The 19,511-nt window shown below is 47.6% G+C and carries 9 protein-coding genes; 1 reads left to right on the top strand and 8 read right to left on the bottom strand.

Features of this window, described 5'->3' with window-relative positions; genetic code table 11:
• The first annotated feature begins 48 nt into the window (after positions 1-48).
• Positions 49-948: a polyphosphate kinase 2 family protein gene (locus TBC1_RS07800; protein WP_062040442.1), complete on the top strand. Its 900-nt coding sequence runs from the start codon at positions 49-51 to the stop codon at positions 946-948.
• Between the two features lie 139 nt (positions 949-1,087).
• Here TBC1_RS07800 and TBC1_RS07795 read toward each other — a convergent pair whose 3' ends face one another.
• The 8 genes from TBC1_RS07795 to TBC1_RS07760 all read right to left on the bottom strand — a co-directional run bounded on the left by TBC1_RS07795 (position 1,088) and on the right by TBC1_RS07760 (position 19,089).
• Positions 1,088-3,778, bottom strand: a complete 2,691-nt coding sequence (locus TBC1_RS07795) for an alpha-L-rhamnosidase-related protein (RefSeq protein WP_062040439.1) — start codon at positions 3,776-3,778, stop codon at positions 1,088-1,090.
• Complete coding sequence (locus tag TBC1_RS07790; RefSeq protein ID WP_082189524.1) at positions 3,778-6,294, bottom strand: glycoside hydrolase family 31 protein; 2,517 nt, start codon at positions 6,292-6,294, stop codon at positions 3,778-3,780. Before TBC1_RS07790 ends, TBC1_RS07795 begins: the two co-directional genes overlap by 1 nt.
• Before the next feature lie 84 nt (positions 6,295-6,378).
• Positions 6,379-8,160, bottom strand: coding sequence for an endo-dextranase (locus TBC1_RS07785; protein ID WP_172668853.1), 1,782 nt, complete (start codon positions 8,158-8,160; stop codon positions 6,379-6,381).
• Positions 8,161-8,324: 164 nt separating this feature from the next.
• Positions 8,325-9,731: a SusF/SusE family outer membrane protein gene (locus tag TBC1_RS07780; RefSeq protein ID WP_082189523.1), complete on the bottom strand. Its 1,407-nt coding sequence runs from the start codon at positions 9,729-9,731 to the stop codon at positions 8,325-8,327.
• Between the two features lie 18 nt (positions 9,732-9,749).
• Positions 9,750-11,222, bottom strand: a complete 1,473-nt coding sequence (locus TBC1_RS07775; RefSeq protein WP_062040430.1) for a RagB/SusD family nutrient uptake outer membrane protein — start codon at positions 11,220-11,222, stop codon at positions 9,750-9,752.
• Positions 11,223-11,242: 20 nt separating this feature from the next.
• Positions 11,243-14,260 carry a SusC/RagA family TonB-linked outer membrane protein gene (locus TBC1_RS07770; protein ID WP_062040428.1) on the bottom strand — a complete coding sequence of 1,006 codons (3,018 nt, stop codon included), beginning with the start codon at positions 14,258-14,260 and terminating at the stop codon, positions 11,243-11,245.
• A 499-nt stretch (positions 14,261-14,759) separates the two neighbouring features.
• The gene (locus TBC1_RS07765) at positions 14,760-16,409 is read right to left on the bottom strand and encodes a DUF6377 domain-containing protein (RefSeq protein ID WP_236695644.1); all 1,650 of its coding nucleotides are present in this window, start codon (positions 16,407-16,409) and stop codon (positions 14,760-14,762) included.
• 418 nt (positions 16,410-16,827) lie between these two features.
• On the bottom strand, positions 16,828-19,089 hold the full coding sequence (locus TBC1_RS07760) for a DUF4838 domain-containing protein (RefSeq protein WP_062040425.1): 2,262 nt from the start codon (positions 19,087-19,089) through the stop codon (positions 16,828-16,830).
• Positions 19,090-19,511 lie beyond the last annotated feature (422 nt).

Raw genomic sequence — 19,511 nt, 5'->3', positions numbered from 1 at the left:
TTTTCTATCTTTAGCAGATGTAATCCATTAAGCTGAAATCTGAAGTTTATGAGAAAGAAAAACCTGCTGCACGACCCGGCCATTCTGGCAAAGCCCGGAACAAAAATCAGGGTATCGGACTTTGATTCGTCCTACAAGGGAATCCTTAACGGGAAAGATGAAGGGGTAAAACTCCTGGAGGAAAACGTGAATGAGCTGATCGGGCTTCAGGATAAACTCTACGCCCATAACCGGTATGCGGTTTTGCTGATATTCCAGGCGATGGATGCTGCGGGCAAGGACGGCACCATCAAGCACGTGATGTCGGGCCTTAATCCCCAGGGCTGTGAAGTCTACAGTTTCAAGATCCCTTCGGCCACTGAGCTGGATCATGATTACATCTGGCGAACCTACAAATGTCTTCCCGAGCGCGGCAGGTTCGGGATATTTAACCGTTCGTATTACGAAGAGGTGCTGGTGGTAAAGGTGCATCCTGAGTACCTGCTGGCGCAGAACCTTCCGGGGATTAAAACCGTGGATGCGGTGGATAGGGATTTCTGGAAAAGCCGTTACCGGCAGATCAACGACCTCGAAAAGCACCTGACCGAGAACGGCACCATTATCCTGAAGTTTTTCCTGAATGTCTCTAAAGAGGAACAGAAGAAGCGTTTTCTGGAGCGCATTGAAGATCCTGCAAAAAACTGGAAATTCTCTTCCGGCGATGTAAAGGAGCGCGCCCACTGGGATGATTATATGAATGCATACAGCGATATGCTCACCTCAACTTCCACCGAACATGCCCCCTGGTTTGTGATCCCGGCCGACCGCAAATGGTTTATGCGATATGCCGTGAGCAATATCATCATCAATCGGCTGAAGGAGCTGAAGGTGGAATATCCCGTGCTGCCCGAAGCGGAGAAAGCCAGACTAAAGGATGCAAAAAAGATGCTGATGGAGGAATTGACTTAAAAGAATTGCCGGTCGTCACGCATGAATGCTGTTTTGCATATGCCAATACAGGATTCAAGCGGTTAAGACCTTTTATCCGGAATCGTCTCCTGTAGCCTGAGGCCTGTTCATCGCTTAAAGAGCCTCTCAGGAATGTGAATCATAAGCCCGTCTTTATCAGCATAATGCTGTCAACCGCAACATCATTGACCTCGCCATGCATGTTTTCATTCTCAGGTCTGTAGGAGAGTTGGAGGATATTTCCCCCTTTTTCCATCGAAACAATCGCCACATTGGATAATCCCCAGTTTGACCATTCGCCTGCACCCCTTTGCGGGAATACGAATATGCCGGAATCAATTCCATTAAGTTTCAGGCTGCGAACAGCACATTTATTCTCAGTGTTAACCGGCCCGTTGCCATTGGCATATCTGATCTGTATGGAATATGTACCTTTTTCCGGAATATCTACAGGAATGGTAATATCGCCGTTTTCATTTTTGCGAAGCATAATATAGCCTCTCCCTGTATAATCCCTGAATTCTCCGGCCACCGGGCCTGCAAAGTCTTCAATATTCAGCGAAATGCACATATCTTTTTCATACACAGCCAATGGTTCAGAAGCAAATGAAATGGTGTTGCTTAGTCCTTTTGCTACAACCTGGAACTCTGCATATCCGTTCGATTCAACCCGGTAGTGGTTATCATGCGTGGTGTCAATGGTCTTTCCATTGCAGATGATTATGTATCCGGTTGCATTTTCAATAATATCCCATGAAAGTATACCATCTTCATATTTCACCTGGGGCGTTTCGGGCGAAAAATCATTCGCGCATTTGTTGATGGTGTTTTCGGCTCCTGTAAAGCCGTCGAGGATGATTTTTATCCTGTGCTTTCCTTTAAGGGTGGCGGGAACTGCAAAGGCATTGGTTGCTATATCATCTATGGTAAAACGGAGGATTTTATTGCCGTAACCTTCCGTTTCAATGTCGAGCACCATATCGCGGTACCTGAATCCGGTTAGTGATTGTTTGCCGCTGAGTGCTTCGGGAATAAAAGGTTGAAATGAAAGGCTGTCTGTTCTTAATTCCAGCCCGAAAAGGATTTTGTGCACCAGGGCGATGCTGCCGGAGAGGCTCCAGAGCATGTTGTCCGAATTGATTTGTGTGCCTGCATAATCGCCCGATCCGGCTACAAAATTTTCTTTATTGGTAAGAAACAGGGCTGCAGGTCTGTATATAGCAGCGATGGACTCAACCACGGCATTCTCGTTTCCTGCTTTGGCCGAGGCCAGGGCCCAGTATGATTGTACAAAAGGCCAGATGCCATTGTTATGGTAAGGGGGTATGCCGGGTATCTGCGGAAAGATGCACGGAATCCCGAAGTCGGTTACCGGCACTTTCCTTACTATGGAAATGCTTTGGTCCTGACCGCTGATTCCAAACAGGATGCAAAGCGCTTCTCCAAGGGCTTCAGATCTTGGTGACAGCAATTGGAAATTTCGGCCGTAAAGATACTGCCCATAGTATCCTTTGTCGGGCATCCATAGAAATTTGTTGATTCCGGCTTTGATTTTTCCTGCATTTTCCAGGTATTTTCCGGTTGCTTCTGACTCGCCCAAACGGCCGGCAATCTCAGCAAGGACGATATTTGCCTGATAATGAACGGCGTTGGTGCCAAGGTTTTCTGAAGAAAAGATATCGGCAGGCTGCATCCACCGGGGATAGGTCTGTTCCCTCCAGTCGAGAAACGATGATTCGCCTTTTACCAGGCCGGTTTCCGGATTGCAGATATTGTGAAGATCATCCTCAACGGAGTTTCTTATTATAGGGTAAATTTGATCCAGCCACTCCTTGCTGCCGGTGGCTTTATAGACTTCCCATGCTGCTACGGCCCAGATCATCCTGTCGGTTGAAACCGGATATGCTCCCCCTGTGCCGGTGTCCTGAATAATTCTGCCATTTTTTACCTTACGCATAAGGCTGTTCATGGCTACCTGCGGTTGCAGATATGCCATGGACAGGATGATGCTGTAACTGATATCGCGCGTCCACACACCAGCCCACTCCTTACCTGTTCTGAATGTGCTGTCGGGTTCAACCGCTTTCACCATCTCCTCCAGGGCAAGGTTATACAATGCGTCGGATATCAGATAGTCAGAATGATAGGCCGGGAATGCGGAGATGTCCTTTGACAGTGTCCATGATGACGCGGTGGTTTTGCTGTTGTCATGCGAATTCATTACCAGGGTGGTTTGGAAGATGCCGTCATGGTCTTCGTCAGTAAGCTGCAGGCCGGGCTGTGAGTTCAGATTGTTGAAATCCCAGCTCAGTGGCGGCTGATTGCCGGCAACATATACACCCTTAAAGTCATCACGGTAGAGTTTTTCACCGTTATACAACGTGTAGAAACCTTGTTTTTCAAAGGCATACAAAACTTCCCGCATGTCGAGGCGCAATACCCAGCGTGTGTTTTGGCCCAGGTTGTCATAACCGGTTGTTTCTGCTGTTTGAGTAAATTGTTTTCCAAACCGGACTGTTGTGGTGCATTGTCCGTTGACCGGCTGCAGGGTGACTTTATGATCGTGCCCTGAGGCCATTTCATTGTCGCGCAGGTTGATACTGAATTTAAAAATTATATCCGGGCTGTATCTGCCATTTTCAGGGCTTTTGTAATCAGATGTCAGGCTTGTGGCTGATGTGGCAGTTGCTGTGAAACTGTCCTGTACTACCTTGTTTTGATAAATGGAATATGCTTCGGAGTGATAAATTGTCTTTGCGTGTTCCTGACAGTATGCTGCCGGCAAGCAAGTGAGCAGAAGGCCGGAGAAAAAAATAATTCGCTTTATCATTAACGGGAAAATTTGATTGTGATGTCTGAGGTATCTTTTGTTTCCGGAAATCTGATCCAGAGAATCGCATTTTTTTTATCGTATGACCATGCAGCTGAATTATGGCCTGTATACCAGCTTTCCTGCAGCCTGGTATCTGCAAGTTTCTTAGCCTTAATACCATTCAGTGTCACACTTTCAGGGGCATTCTGTGTAAATATTCTCACTCCTGTGTTGCGTTTACCCGAGTTATATCCCCCATTGAAATCTTTCTTTTCGAACAGAAGCCTGATATCATGATTTCTGAAACTGCACTTAACTCCGGTTGTCGAATAAATGTCTTTTTTGTAGTCGTTCGACTCACCATCGTCTGCATATAGCATGGCGGATGAATTGCCGTTGGCCGCGGGAAAAACAGTGAACCATACGGGGGCATCAGGCTTTTCATAAATGTATTGCATAACCGGCATCATGGGTATAACAGCGCCTGCCTTTACGAAAACAGGAATGGTTTGCAATGAAACCGGATATGCAATCCACTGGTTACCCGGATACCGGGTAAACGGATCGTTGAAACTGGCCCATTCCCCTTCGGGCAGGTACACTTCAGCAATATGTGCATTGGGGTGCACGACCGGGGCTACCAGCAAATCGCTGCCAAACATAAACTGAGTATCGAGGTTATGTGTTTCTTTGTCTTCGGGGAATGCCATCACCATTGGCCGCATAAGCGGTAACCCTTTGTCAAAGGTTTGTCTTGCATGGCTGTAAATATATGGGAGCAGTGTATATTTTGTGTTGATGGCGTTGGTACAGGCCTCCTCAGCGTCAGGGCCAAACAGCCAGGGTTCAACCGCGTTGTTGCCTTCATGATGGGCCCTGCTTATCGGGTTGAAAACCCCGAACTGAAGCCAGCGGACATACAATTCTGCCATGGCTTCGTAGTCGGTTATATCGCCGCAGTAGCCTGAAATATCGCAACTCCAGAATGGAATACCGCTCATACCGGAGGACAAGGCGAGCGGAATCAGGTATCTTAGCCGCTTCCATCCGTTTGTTACATCATTGCCATCACCGGCATCGCCCGACCATCCAAAGGTGAAGCGTTGCATACCGGCAAATGCTGACCGGGTCATCTGAAAAATGCGTTGGCCCGGATTGTGTTTTTCAAATTGTTCAGTTACAACCTTATCCCAGGTATGGCCATAAACATTATGAATTTCGTTGTGCATGCCCAGATGGTGTTTCATAAACAGCCGGTCGGTGTCTTCCGTATTGCTCCATGCCGGTTCGCCCATATCTGTCCAGAACCCTTTTACACCATCCCTGATGGCTTTCTGCTGATAGTCGCCCCACCAACCGGCAACGGCAGGATTGGTAAAATCGACCACGCCGCAGTTGCCTCCCCAGGGCCAGGGCATATCATACGCTTTTCCGGTTCGTATATCGCTGACCAGATAGCCCATTGAATCGGCCTCTTTCCATTGTATGGTATTATTTTGTGAGATTACAGGGTCTTGTGAAACTATGACTTTGAAACCATTGTCCGCCAGGTCTGACAGCATGCCGGCAGGGTCTTTGTAATTGCCCTGTCTCCAGTTGAAGTCCTGCAGATAATTGGTCCACCCGATATCCTGGTAAATAATGTCGCAGGGTATCCGGCGCGTCCGATAGCCTGCGGCAATGTCGCGGGTAAGCTGTTCATTGGTGAGCAATCCCCTGCACTGTGAAAAGCCCAGGGCCCACACCGGAGGCATAATGGGACTCCCTGTAAGCTGCATGTATTTTTCGATGATTTGCGGCATTGAAGGGCCATAAATAAAATAACAGATCATTTCTCCCCCGGGAGCTGAAATAGTCAGGCAGTCCTGTTTTGAAGCCCCGAAATCAAAAGTGCTCCGGTAAGTATTGTCGAAATAAATGCCATACCCTGCACTGCTGATAAAAAAGGGAATACTTTTATAAAGCGGATCTTCATTGATGTCGTAGCAGGGTTTATCACTGTTCCACATTGTATAGCGCCCGCCCCGGCGGTTGAGTTTCCCTGATTTTTCGCCCAATCCATATATATTTTCTCCGTCTCTGAGCAGTTTTCGGCAGATAATCGTGTCTGAAACCTTCTCAAAACCCTCATTGCCATAATCTTCGAGCAGAAGTTTCTGGTATTTGTCGTAAATCCTTACCTGAAAAGGTCTTTTCTTTATCCTGATAATCAGTGAGGTTGTGTATAATTCATACCCTGATTCCTGTTCGGTAACCGACCATGTAAGTTGATTGTCAATATCATCATTAACAACGGCAAACGATTCATTCTGCCGGCTGAATTCACCCTGTTCATACCAGAACCTGATTATGCCCGGTGAGCAGAGTTTCAGCATTACATTAATTTCAGATTCGCACCGGAAGGTCACCTGTGGCCCGGTTATCTGATACGAAAGGCAGTTTCCCGGAAAAACAGGGGCAGGGGTATCATTGTCGCGGGCGAAAATTGTTCCGGATACGATTACGAAGAAAGTCAGTAGCTTCAGAATCTTCATGAAGGCAGTGTTTGGTGTCAGTGTTTAATAGTTTTATATTTTTTTGTTTGGCATTGCTTGATTTCCCCGGAATGAAACCGGCTGTTATTCCACAACAATCATGTTCCAATACTTCAGCGAAGGGATTTCAATGCTGATTTTGTCGCCTTGCTTCAGGAACTCCAGATTCCGGGGTGAACCGCCGGCGATGTCAGGTGATGCCATCCAGATTTCGTTTATCTGGCCGTGATGGGTAAATGATATTTTTGCCCCGCTGATGATTGGGGGCATCGCCTGAATTCCTGAGTTGTCGCGCCATGATGTAGTGGTGGCAGCCGAAAAATTAATCAGATGAATCACCTGGCGTTCACCAACCTGTTTGCCGGCTACGGAAACACAGCCGCTTGTTTCAGGCCATGCCGCGAATTTAACCTTGTCGTCAACCGGATGCAGGGTTATGTTATTAAAAATGCCTCCATCACGCAACAGGTTCTGGTAAGCTACCATAAAATCGTAATACGCAATAAGGGCGGTTTTGAGGGTCTCGCTGACCCGGAGTTTGTTATTCGGGAAATATTCCCTGCTGAGCATGTGTTCACCCAGTTCGAGATGCGCTCCTCCAAAAGCAAAGATTACTGCATCGGCAAACAGCACCGATGCGTCATTGAAGAATTCCCTTGTATCTGACAGTTCGTAATTTACATAGGCGGCAAGTACCTGGTTTTTTGTTGCACCTGTCAGCATGTTGTTCTGTTTGATGATAGATGTCAGGTCTTTGTAGGTGTCGAAAGGTTGCCATACTTCAGTGTAAAGAAAGTTGACAGGTGATTGTGCAAGGGTTTGCTGCCCGTATTGATTTACTGCATTCATAACGGCATATTTTCCCGGGAAAGCAGTGTTGTTTGACTCCAGGAATGAGCCGAATGACTGGGCCAGGTTCAGGAAATTGCCATTGTAAGTGTACCTGTTACCTCTGTCGCCCAGTTGGTCAATATGGTAGCCGTCAAAGTCAAGGTGGTTATAGACGATCTCATGCTGAGCATTCAGGTAGTGCTGCCAACCTGTATTAGAAGGATCCAGCAGATAGAGGTTGCTCAGAAACGGATTGGAAAGTGCATGAAAATCAAGATTGGTGTGCGTATTGTCGGTAAATATGTACCATTCCCGTTCTACCCCATCGGCCTGGGCATTGTCCCACGCGCCGTACAACAGGTTGTAGAACATGGCCTTCATATTCCGGTCGTGGGCCGCCTGTATGTAATGTTTAACTGTGCTTAAACTAACAATTCTGTTACCGATATCTTTCCAGGTTGTCTCCGGCATTCCTCCTGACACAGGAAGGGGTTTGTGATGCTTGTTGTGCCAGTCGTAAAATTGAAGCCCGTTAATGTGATAACGGTTTAAATCAGCTATTACCTGAGGGATTTTTTGATCATCTGCAACACCGAAATTGCTCAGGAATCCGTAACGCGGAAATTTTGTCCAGTCGGATGATACATCAATCGCTATGGAAGCATAGATCACTTCTTTGTTGTTATCCATCCCATAAACTTCTGCAAGATAACCTTTGAAATCGGTATCGGGGGTTTTCCATTTCCAGGCAGTTCCGTTAAGCTCAATATCTTCAACCAGGGTGTTCAGGTTTTTATACCTTACCCTTGCCGGCAGGCTTATGGGTCCGGTCAATGAGAAATTTACCTCCTCGCCGGGCCGATAGCAGGCTTTGTCCGATTCTACGGCCAGATTATAAAACACAGGCGCCGGAAGGTTTCCGGGGATGCTGTCATTGCCTGTATCTGCCTTATCCTTGCTGCATCCTGATAGAGCTATTAAGGCAACGAGAAATAAAAACACCGGCCTGTTTGTAATGGCTTTGGTCACTTGCATAGTTAAAGAGTAATCCGGTAAAGTAAGGTGAAAAGAACCGGAATTCATCATTAAGTTTCCCAAAGAGCGGATAAGATTCTGATTGTCAGGACTGTCCGTTAATGGTTTTATCAACTCTCTGTATGAATTCCGGATTCTTTTAACACACACCAATCCAAACCAACCTAAAGTTTTTGAATGTTTATTGTCAGGGCTTCAACATTTGCAGTAATCGCGTAATTGCCATCCTCTGTCAGCGTCCATTTGTTATCGTCGGGGTCGCCTCCGTGATGGAGGTACATATGGGTATCGTCCAGTCTCATATACATATCCTGGCCCCAGTCGGAGTTTCGGTTGACAGGGAATTTGAATTCGCCGGCAATCATAGGCCCCGAATATTTAAATATGCACCCGTCAGTAGCATCCTCTTCCATCTCAATAGAATTACTGATGTCCCAGCCAATGGGAGTAGCACTGCCAACCATGTATAGTTTGAGCCTGTTGATGCTGATGGTAAGGTCCTGCAGATTCAGCGTGATGGTGTAATAACCCTTCTTCGCGATTTCCCACTTGCTGTCGTCGGGGTCTCCGCCGTGATGCAGGTACATATGGGTTTCATCCAGCTTCATATACATGTCCTGTTGCCAGTCGGAATTGCGGTTTACAGGGAATTTAAATTCGCCCGGGTTCATTACTCCGGTGTAAGTAAACTCATACAGGTTGTCAGGATTTTGAACGAGCTCGGTTGCATTGGAGATATCCCACCCGTTGGGCGCAGCGCTTCCAACCATAAAAATCTGACTGTAAGCCGGTCCTTCCATTTTAGTGATTAAAACAGAAAGGGCGAGCAGATTGACTTCGATTTCATAAATTCCCGGATCCGAAATAGTCCAGGGGTTGTCGGTTTGGGATGCCGAAGTGCGCAGCACGATACTGTTTTGGCTGTTGCCTTTGACATAAGAAGGGAAATCCTGACCAGCAACGGTTAAGAACTTAAACCCGCCTGAGCTGAGCTGTCCCTGCCAGGTGAATGTTCCGGGAACTTCTGCCGGAGTCATTGCGATGGCCTGACTGTTGTCCCAACCGGCGGAAGTTGCAGTACCGTAAAGGAAAAGGGTTTCTGAAACAGGTTCATAAGTGGTCACACTGAAACTTACTACCGGTGAAACCTGTGGGTCAACATTGTCTGCTGCTACAGTGGCAATGACCCTGGCTTCTAATGTAATTCCGGTTCCCGCCTGTGTGTTAAAATGCCCTCTTATTGCATTGTTCAGCGCTTTGGTGGTAAAAGTGTAATTATAAACTGTTTTTCCCGGGAAATAAGTAAGCGGATCGGTAAACCCTGTGCCAGCCTGAGCTATCTGTAATTCGTAGGTAATTGCGGCATTGGTTCCATAGTTGCTTCCCGAAGTCCAGTTCATACTTAATATTGTCTTATCCCTGTTTGTTTCGTTCAGGATAAGTGTTTGCTCCGAAAGGGTCAGTGCCAGGGGAGTGTCGCCTTTATTCAGGTCGGCGAGTTCATCTTCTTTGCAGCCTGTTGCAAATGCCATTGCCATCAGACAGCATGCTATGTATGTTAATCGTTTCATAGTTTTATTTTTGAAGGTTTAGTAACCTGAATTTTGAGTTAAATTGGGGTTGGCATCAATTTCCTTTTGCGGAATCGGCAACAGAAGGAACTTTGATGAAAAATTTGTTTTACCAATGCTGTTGAAGAATGCAGCAGCATACTGACCATTGTCATAACGGATCAGGTCGAACCATCGTGAGCCTTCGAATGCAAGTTCTATTCTTCTTTCTTTTCTGATGGCATCGCGCAGGGCTGACTGCGACAAACCGCTCAGATTGTCCAATCCGGCCCTGTTGCGCACCTGATTAAGCGGGCCATAAGCTTCGCCTGTGCGGTTTAATTCGCATAGGGCTTCTGCTTCCATCAGCAATACATCGGCATAGCGCAACACCGGCCAGTTGGCAGGACTGCCATCGTAATCTTCAGTTACAGATTTTGAAACCAGGAATTTGCGCAGGTTGTATCCTGTTGATGAAAATGAAGCTTTATACTCTTTTTCATCGAAAGAGGGACATCCATCATAAAGAATCGTTGCTTCTTTGCGATTGTCGCCGTTTTCATAAAGGCTTACAAACTCCTGGGTGGGCTGGTTCCATCCCCAACCTCCGGCTACAAAATCTGAATTCCGGGGGCCTGTGAATGTGCTGACCCAACTGGCCTGATTTTCGTTGTCCCAGAAACTGTAACTGGTTTTACCGTAATACTGAACCTCGAAGAGGCTCTCCGGTGAGTTTTTTCTTGATGGGTTGAAGTTATCGGTATAGTTTTCGTTTAAAGTATAGCCCAGTGATGTTACCCTCTGGCACAGATTAACGGTTTCGTCATACCTGCCCAGCGTCAGATAAACCTTTGCGAGCATCCCGGTGGCGGCTCCTTTGCTGGCCCGTCCGATATCAGCACCCGAATATGCCTCGCGCTGAGGCAACAGTTCAATAGCACGTTTCAGGTCGCCTATAATGGTATCATAAACAACTGAGGCGGCAGTGCGGCGGGGCCGGAGGTCATCATCCGGGGTCTGGGCTTTGGTGATTAACGGAACATCTCCAAACAGCCTTACAAGGATAAAATAGTAATTGGCCCTCAGGAAGTAAGCCTCTCCGGTTATCCGGTTTTTAAGATCCTGGTCAATGTCCATTCCGGGAACATTCTCCAGTACCAGGTTGCACCTCAGGATTCCGGGAGCGGGCCCCCTCCACACGTCAAGAGCAGCTGCATTGTCGGTTGATGTAACAAAGTTTGCAATATCCTGGGTTTCGATACCATCGGTACCCCCGCCGGCGCCGACAAGGCTGTTTCCGGCCCAGATATCGGTTGTCCAGATCCTCATATTGTATAGCTTGGGCCACTGCAGCGGCTGATATGCACCGTTAATGGCTGCAATGGCATCTTCTTTCGTCTTGTAGAAGTTAGAGGTATTGATGCTGTCGAGGGGGGCAGTGTCAAGAAACTTTTCGCATGCAGCCAATGAAATCAGCATCAGGCATGCAAGGGTATATTTTAAGGTTTTCATATCTTTAGTTTTGTATTGTTTCAGAAAATCAGGTTAATACCGGCGCTGACCGTTCTGGTAACCGGATAAACATTCAGGTCTATGCCATTGACCGGTACTTCGGGATCGAATCCGGAATAATTGGTAATTGTCAGCAGGTTCTGAGCCGAGAAATAGACCCTGGCCGAACTGAGTTTGGCTTTCTCAAGCCATTTCTGTCTGAATGTGTAGCCTAAGGTCAGGTTCTTGATTTTCAAGTAACTGCCATCCTCGATGAATCGATCAGAAACCCTGGTGTTTTTGTTTGGGTCGTTAAATACCGCCCTGGGCATTGTGTTGCTGGTTCCTTCGCCGGTCCAGCGTTCAAGCGTGGCTGTGGTTTGATTCTGGGCAACAGCCATGCCTTCCTGGTAAATTCTGTTGGCATTGAAAATGTCATTGCCATAAACTCCCTGCAAAAAGATACTCAGATCAAAACCCCTCCATTCGATGGTATTGTTGATGGCAAAAATAAATTTCGGGTTTGGGTTGCCGATATATGTGCGGTCATTATCGTCAATTTTGCCGTCATTATTCAGGTCTTTGAATCTGATATCACCGGCCGACGTCCGGTTAAACGGATCTTCGCCGGGAACCTGAACGGCATAATTGTCCACTTCCTGTTGTGTCTGGAACAGTCCATTGGTTACAAAGCCGTAGAAGGCGTTCACCGGGTAGCCACTGTTCTGTATCGAGAGGTTTTGATTCAGGCCTATACTTCCGGTGTATAAAGGGATGGTATCATTCAGGTTAATCACCCGGTTATGGTTATAAGCCACATTTGCACTTGTGGTCCATTTGATGGCGCCGGTCGTATTGATGCTGGTGATGCTGATTTCCACCCCTTTATTCCTGACTTTTCCTGCATTAATGCTTGGAACCACAATGTCGGAATATCCGGTTGAGATGGGAACACTCATTGGAACGAGCATATCATTGGTGTTCTTGATATATGCATCCAGTGAGAGGTTGATTCTGCCATTGATCAGCGATGCATCGAATCCAAGATTGGATTGCTCAACCTGTTCCCAGCGTACGCTCGGGTTGGGTATTGCCAGGGGCACAACGGCGTTGACGACCTGTCCGTTGAAAACATACTGAATGGTTTGTAATACAGAAGCGAAAGAGTAATCGCCGATATTCTGGTTTCCGGTGATTCCGTATCCGGCGCGTACTTTGAAGTCGTCGAGCCAGGTATAACGGTTCATGAATTCTTCCTGCGAAACCCTCCAGGCCACTGATGCCGATGGAAACCATCCCCAGCGGTTGTTGCTGCCGAACCGGCTGCTGCCGTCACGTCGCAAGGTGGCGGTTAGTAAATATCTGCCTTTATAATCGTAATTTCCCCTTCCGATAAATGACAGCAGTTTCCATTCATTGGCACTGCCGCCCAGGGTTTTAGAGGTAGTGCCGTTGTTGAGTTGCTGGGTGGTAGTACTGGAGAATCCCTGGGCGGAACCACTCATGTAATCTTTACGAAAGGCCTGTGCGCTGCTACCGGCGAGTAAAGTAAGGTGATGGTTGCCGTTAATATATTTATCGTAGGTAAGGTAATTATCCCAAAGATAGGTAATGCCCTTGTTGTATTGCTGGAAAAGATAGCTGCTTGCCTGTGGAGTTGGTTGCCAGTTGTATGCCGGTGACCAGGTCCGGTTGTCCCAGAATGATGCTTCGAGGCCTCCCGTTGATTTAAACTTCAGCTCCTTCAGAATGTTTATTTCGGCAGATATATTGCCCAGCGCGTTGTAGCCTTTGGTGCTGTTTTCCACCAGCATGGCCTTGCCTATGGGATTTGTAATGTCACCCACCCACGACGATTGGCCTATGGGGCCGCTGTAGGTGCCGTCGGCATTGTATACAGGCTGTGCCGGCAAGGCTGCCATGGCGTTACGGATATTATAGTCCCCGCTCGTTTTAACATCATGATTCAGGGTAAGGTTGTTGCTGAATTTCAGCCAGTCAAAAACCCTTGAGTCGCTGTTAAACTGAACTGTATAGCGCTTATAGCCGGTGTTGGCCACGATGCCCTGCTGATCGAGAATGGCCCCTGAAACATAATAATGCGAGTTTGCATTACCTCCGGAATATGCCAGGGTGTAGTTCTGAATGGGAGCATTGCGGAAAATGGCATCAAGCCAGTCAGTGCCGGCTCCAAGTCCTGCCGGATCGGCAAAGTCCGGGTTCAGGGCCTGGCCATTATTGGTCATCATATCATTGTGAAGCGATGCAAATTCCGAAGCATTGAGCATTTCAACCCTGTTGGCTACCGATTGTACTCCGGTAAACATTTTGAATTCCAGGGTATTTCTTTCCTGAGCGCCTTTTTTGGTCGTAATCAGCACAACCCCGTTGGCTCCGCGTGAACCGTATATTGCTGCCGCCGATGCATCCTTCAGGATTTCGATTCCGGCAATGTCATCCGGGCTGATTGTATTCAGGGATACGTTGGCCGGGACCCCGTCAATAACCAGCAACGGGTCGCTGTTGTTAATGGTTCCGGTTCCCCTGATACGCAAAGTAACATTGCTGCCAGGGGCACCGGCTGATAATACCTGCACTCCGGCAGAACGTCCCTGCAAAGCATCACCGATACTTGGCACCGGCAGCGTTTTCAACTCTTTTGTATTTACCGATGACACCGATCCTGTCAGGTCGCGCTTTCTCTGACTCCCGTACCCGACTACTACCACTTCGTTGAGCATAACATTGGATTCAACCAGCACGACACGGATTTCTTCCTGTGAAGTTATTTGTACCTCCTGTGAATCATAACCAACATAGGAAAAGATAAGCACCGGTCCGGATTTGGAGCCGGTTTCCAGGGTGAATTTTCCGTTTACATCGGTAATGGTCCCGATGGAGGTCGCTTTCAACAAGACGGTAACACCTGTCAAGGGTTCCCCCTTTGAATCGACAACTATTCCCGTAACCGGTTTGCCTTTTATCTGGGCTTCCGCTCCGGGAATAACGACAAACATACTGCCCAGTAGCAGCAGCATCAATGGTAGATAAGTCTTCATCAATTTTTAATTTATGTTTAACGTATGGTTAGTTAATGGGTGCCTTCAACCAATGCCAAGGTTACCTGTCTCAAACATGGCAAATATATTGAACCGGATCAGGGAAGTCCAGATCATGTAAAAAGTTGTAGCCTGATATTAAATTATAATGATGTAAGTGCTTTAAAAATAACAATATATACATTTACGGATCGTAAAAAAATGTAGTTCAAATGGAGGGAGCCTCAATGAAATATATTTCGGAATCAGGGCCGGAAGAATGTAAATACCTGAAATATTCACAAACGGATCTGTCCAAATCCAGAGGTCTCAAGGAATGATTTGATATGGAGCTGTAAGTAAAACCGGATCAATTTTTCCGGATGACTTTCTGCAGGTTGATCAGGATACAATTACAGATGCAGCCGGCACTTTGTCAGTTTACTGCAAAGGCAGGGTTCAAGAATCCGTGCATTATACGGCAAAGCTGCAGACTGCAGTTTGCCGCGCTTACCAAAGCTTAGTTCCGGGTATTGTTCCCTATCGATAAAACTTTATCATCAAAGCTTTCCCTGCTGTCTCTGGCTTTATTCCTGATTTTGGTCCTGTAATTATAGATTGTTGACAATGAGCACCTCAGGAAATGGGATATTTTAACACTATCAGTTATCCCCAGTCTCACAAGTGCATATATCCTCAGTTCGGTGTTAAGCAACTGCCCCTGCTTGAGCTGAATGGATTCCCCGTCAGAAAGAAGATGGTTAAAGTCTTCAACGAAATCCGGGAAAAGTTGAAGGAAGGTTGTGTCGAAATTATGAAAGAATTCTGCCAGTTCATCTTCAATGATTTCGGATGATTTTATCCGGTGAATAAGGTCGTCAATTTTGCCGAAAGATGCCATCTTATGAAGATGCTTTCTGTAATTGTCCATTTTGTCAATATATACCGAACACTGATCCATGTACTGACCGATATACTTTTCTTTGATGATATTCGCCTCCTTCAGGTTGCGGTTAATCTCACTCAATTCATTGTTGATTGCTGAAAGATCATGATTGAGGTTGTTTAATTGTTTATTGGCTTTGTCTAACTTTTCCCTTGCAACGGCAAGCTTCCTCATTTGTCTGAATATCAATCCGGCGGCGATCAATAGCAATATGGCAAGGGTGCTGATGCTTATCAGCGAGATTAACAAAGTGCGTTGCTGGGACCTGAGTTGGTACTGATAGGCTTTATCAATAATCGGCATCATCTGGGAAATTTCTATGGTACGAAGCCTGGCATTGCAGAAGATGGCATCTTCCATCGACCTGCTGATGTAATGATAGGCCCTGTTGATGTCTCCTTCTCCGTATAGCATATAGGCCAGATTGCGCAGCGAAACATATTCTTTGTTGGCCGATTCCAGATCATTGATGGCTGAAATAATCAGCCATTTTTTCTCATTGGTATGATCATTTAATCCTTGATAAGCCATGGAGATGCTGTATGCGATGATGGCTTTATTATGTTTGTCATTCCTGATGGTCGGGAAATAATTAAGCAACAACTGAAGCGCAGACGTGTAATGCTTCTTCACGATCAGCTGGTCTGCCTTTACCATGATATGGGGAGAGGATGATGGTGGGTTGGACAGCAGCAGGGAGTCGCGGTAGGCTTCCGTCAGGCTGTCGTACCTTGCCTTTTCGTGAACCGAAAGGGCATGATCAGACATGGCCCCGTAAATTGTACGGTAGATGTGAAAGTAATAAGCCTTTAAATCAGGGTATCTGGCAATGTCAACATTCCTCAGTATGTCATGCGCTTCTTTGTACATGCCCATGATTACCATAATTGAGGCAAGATTTAGCCTGGCATCGGTAATATTTGTATTGTTATTTGATTTTTCGGCAAGCTGCAATTTGCGCCTGGCATAAACCAGGGCCGAATCGGATTTGTAAGACCTGTATTCATCGAAAAGCCTGCCGCATATTTCAAATTGCTGCTGGTTTGAAGATGTGTAAATAAGCGAATTCTTGATTTGCTGAATGCGCTGCTCTTTCTGCCTGTCAAAGTTTCTGTATTCCTTAACGGTTTGGTCGAGTTGCTTTAAAAGCAGATCCGTTTCACTGCTCCCGTAAAGTAATAAGGAGGTACAAGTTAAATAAGTCAAGAGAATTAATCTGTGCATGTACATCTTTTCCGGTTGATTGATACAAATGTAAAAACTAAATGCCTGGTTTTACAACTTATCAGGATCTCCCTTCGAAAACAGCGGGTTTCGCCTGATAAGATCCGGGGGCATTGAGAAGGAACCGCAGATTCTGGAATAGTTTATAATCCCTTTATCAAATAGGAGTGATCCGGTGCATATTTCCCTGAATCAGCACGGGGTATGCCCGGTTCCTCCTCGTTTGCGGAAGGGCAGACAACTTATGCTGGCGGATGGCTTGTTATCTATGCAAAGAGAAGGAGTTGCCCCGGTCTTTGAAAAAATTTCTGCAGGGTTATGTTCTTCATGATGTTTTCCGTAAAGATCCGCTACGGACTTAATGACAGTGGAAATCCGGCGTAAAGGATATTGTAAGATTAATCATATCCGGGCGAAATCATTCCACCACCAACTCATCAATAAATAACCATGCCGGCTGGCCTGCGCCGCGGTGCCAGTCGGGACAGGTTTTGTGGCTGATGGCAGTTATTTTGAGGAATTTTGCCCTTGTTTCCGGAAAGGAGAAACCGAAGTGCACCGGTTTTTGTCCGAAATTCCTAACCGGTTCGGGAATTTTTTCCGTATGTACGGTGCTGAAATCCTTTCCGTTGTCCGAAACTTCTATCCTTACTTCCAGGGGAAGAAAGATCCAGCTTACCAGGTCGAGGAAGAAGTTGGTTTCCACCCTGCTGAAGGTTTCCGTCTGCCCGAAATCTATCAGCACTTCGATATCATGCCCCTGATATCCCAGCCAGTTCATCCTGAAGTGCTGCCCGCCGAACAATCCGTCGGTGAGCGCGCGGGTGCCTCCAACATCGTAAAGGGGAGAGACCGGCGTAAGTGAAGAAATCTGTTTGCCGGCAGCCTTGTTCGGCTTTACCGCCATGGCCGCCACATTCAACGCCTGGGTTCTGTAGGCCTCGGGTGAATAGCCGTTTTCATCAATGGTTTTTATTCCGGTAGCCTCACAGTTGCGCACAAACCGGTCCAGGTAATCCTTCATCACAGGGTTGATGGTTCGCCGGCCATCCTGCATGTGATAAAACGACAGCGCGGGGTGATTGACGTTGAGGGCGACATCGAGAAAGGCGAAATCCACACTGCAACGCTGCCGGAGTACCCGCTTCAGCCGTACCGGATCACTCTGCACCAGGGCCTGGGCGCTGTCCATCATCTCACGGTAGCGGATCAGCAGTTCAGGTTTCAGAAACCATCCGGAGTAGAGGGCCGGATAGCCGTAGATATCCAGTGAACGTGTGGCGGCCTGCTTTTCCATCTCATGTTGGACCAGCTCAAAGTATTCAAGCATCACGTCAGCCGCAGCACCGTAAAAGGCATGGAAAAACTTTTCGCGGAAAGCGGGCTCGTTCATATCCGCATCCCAAAGCAGCCTGGAAATTAGCGCCTGCTTGTATTCGCTGAAGTCGGACCAGGAGTTGCCGCTTCCCTGCTGAAACATCATAGGAATCCCGTGCTCGCGGAAGAGACGGATGTTTGGCTGCAGCACGCTGAAGTTCGGGAAGGGACCCGTGAAGGTCTTGAACTGCACCACGTAATCCCACATGAAAATATTGTCCGTAAGGGAAGACCAGTCTTTCATATCCTTCACAAAGTCAGCGCTGCGCGGATCCGTTGCCAGCGGCTGGCTGCGGTTGCACTCTATGGAGCAGAACATTATGTTCACGTTGCTGTCGGGCACGATGGCCGCGGGAGCGGAACGCGTAAACTGGTACGCAAGGGTGGATATCTGCTTATCCGGGAACTGCCGCGCGATCTGATTGGCCATGCTGATATACGCCCCCGAAATGCTTCCGTACTTATCGTAAAGGGCCTGGCATTTTTCGCACTCGCAATAGTTGATGCAGTCGTTTTGCGATACCGACCAATAAGTACAATCCGGTTTTTTCTTCATTTCTTCCCTGAGGTTTTCGGTCAGTAGGCGGATCACATCCGGATTGCTGAGGCATAGCTGTCCGTCGCGGATTCTTTTGCCGTTTACCAGGGAGTAATATTCCGGATGACTGCCGAAGTATGTTTCGGGCGGCATCAGTTTGTGGAAGGTATGCACGAACATGCCCCATTCATCCATGGGATGTACGCGGGCCGGGAAGTAGTATTCCGGTTTGTTCTTGTCAGGAAAGTGCGGATGGCGGAAACGGAAATCCGGTTGGGTAAACAGGGAAATCTCCGGCAGGTTGAGATCCGGTTTTTCCGGGATATAAACCTCGCCGTTGCCTGGCCACAGGCAACCGGCATAGTCCTGCAAAAGGGTATAAACCGCGTAAATATCGCCCACCGGCCGTTTCCCGCCGAGGTACAAGTGACCGTCTTCGCTGAAAATGCAGAAACCGTCGTCGTTCATGGCTTCAAGCCTGCCGGAAGCCGCTTTTTTGGCAAACCACTCCTTGCCGATAAATATTGATTTGAACCTTTTCACGGGCTTATCGGCGATCCTGACCTGCGCTCCGGAAATCCTGAAAAGGTAGTCCTGCAGTTCATCCGCGGCAAAGCGGGTAAGGGAGTCAGCATCGCGGCTGAGGATAATGGCGTAGCGCGCTTTGCCAGCCGTGGCAATCCGGTGCTGCGGTGGTTGTGCATGCAGCAACAGGCAGGTAACTATCAGTGCCGGGAGGATTGCAATGCGTTTTATGTATTTCATAAGTCAAAGATGCAGATTTTTTCGAAATGATGCAAAGGGACGAAGCTGAAGGGGGGACGAGGGACGCCTGAAGGAGGGGCGAGGGACGCCTGAAGAAGGGACGAGGGACGCCTGAAGAAGGGACGAGGGACGCCTGAAGAAGGGGCGAGGGACGCCTGAAGGAGGGGCGAGGGACGCCTGAAGGAGGGGCGAGGGACGCCTGTGGAGAAGTCTGGAATTGCGGGGACGCAGAATAATCATTGCGACGTGGCGGTTTTGCGTGGGAAAGGTTATCCCGGATGGTCTCGTTCCGATGGCGATCGGAATCACCGACCACCGGGACAGAATCATAATTGAAAGGTCCTTGTTTCCCATTGAAAGGTCCGAGGCACGCGTCTGAAGACGCGCGCTAACTAAAGAAAGAAGACCTAACAAGTCGGAAG

This window comes from Lentimicrobium saccharophilum (genome assembly GCF_001192835.1).
GTDB lineage: Bacteria > Bacteroidota > Bacteroidia > Bacteroidales > Lentimicrobiaceae > Lentimicrobium > Lentimicrobium saccharophilum.
Note: the sequence above shows the minus strand (reverse complement) of the source record. Positions and strands in the feature narration are given on the sequence as shown.

Coding starts and splice junctions, on each gene's coding strand:
- TBC1_RS07765 (WP_236695644.1), bottom strand. CDS start 16,409: ATGCACAGATTAATTCTCTTGACTTATTTAACTTGTACCTCCTTATTA.
- TBC1_RS07795 (WP_062040439.1), bottom strand. CDS start 3,778: ATGATAAAGCGAATTATTTTTTTCTCCGGCCTTCTGCTCACTTGCTTG.
- TBC1_RS07780 (WP_082189523.1), bottom strand. CDS start 9,731: ATGAAACGATTAACATACATAGCATGCTGTCTGATGGCAATGGCATTT.
- TBC1_RS07775 (WP_062040430.1), bottom strand. CDS start 11,222: ATGAAAACCTTAAAATATACCCTTGCATGCCTGATGCTGATTTCATTG.
- TBC1_RS07770 (WP_062040428.1), bottom strand. CDS start 14,260: ATGAAGACTTATCTACCATTGATGCTGCTGCTACTGGGCAGTATGTTT.
- TBC1_RS07790 (WP_082189524.1), bottom strand. CDS start 6,294: ATGAAGATTCTGAAGCTACTGACTTTCTTCGTAATCGTATCCGGAACA.
- TBC1_RS07800 (WP_062040442.1), top strand. CDS start 49: ATGAGAAAGAAAAACCTGCTGCACGACCCGGCCATTCTGGCAAAGCCC.
- TBC1_RS07760 (WP_062040425.1), bottom strand. CDS start 19,089: ATGAAATACATAAAACGCATTGCAATCCTCCCGGCACTGATAGTTACC.
- TBC1_RS07785 (WP_172668853.1), bottom strand. CDS start 8,160: ATGCAAGTGACCAAAGCCATTACAAACAGGCCGGTGTTTTTATTTCTC.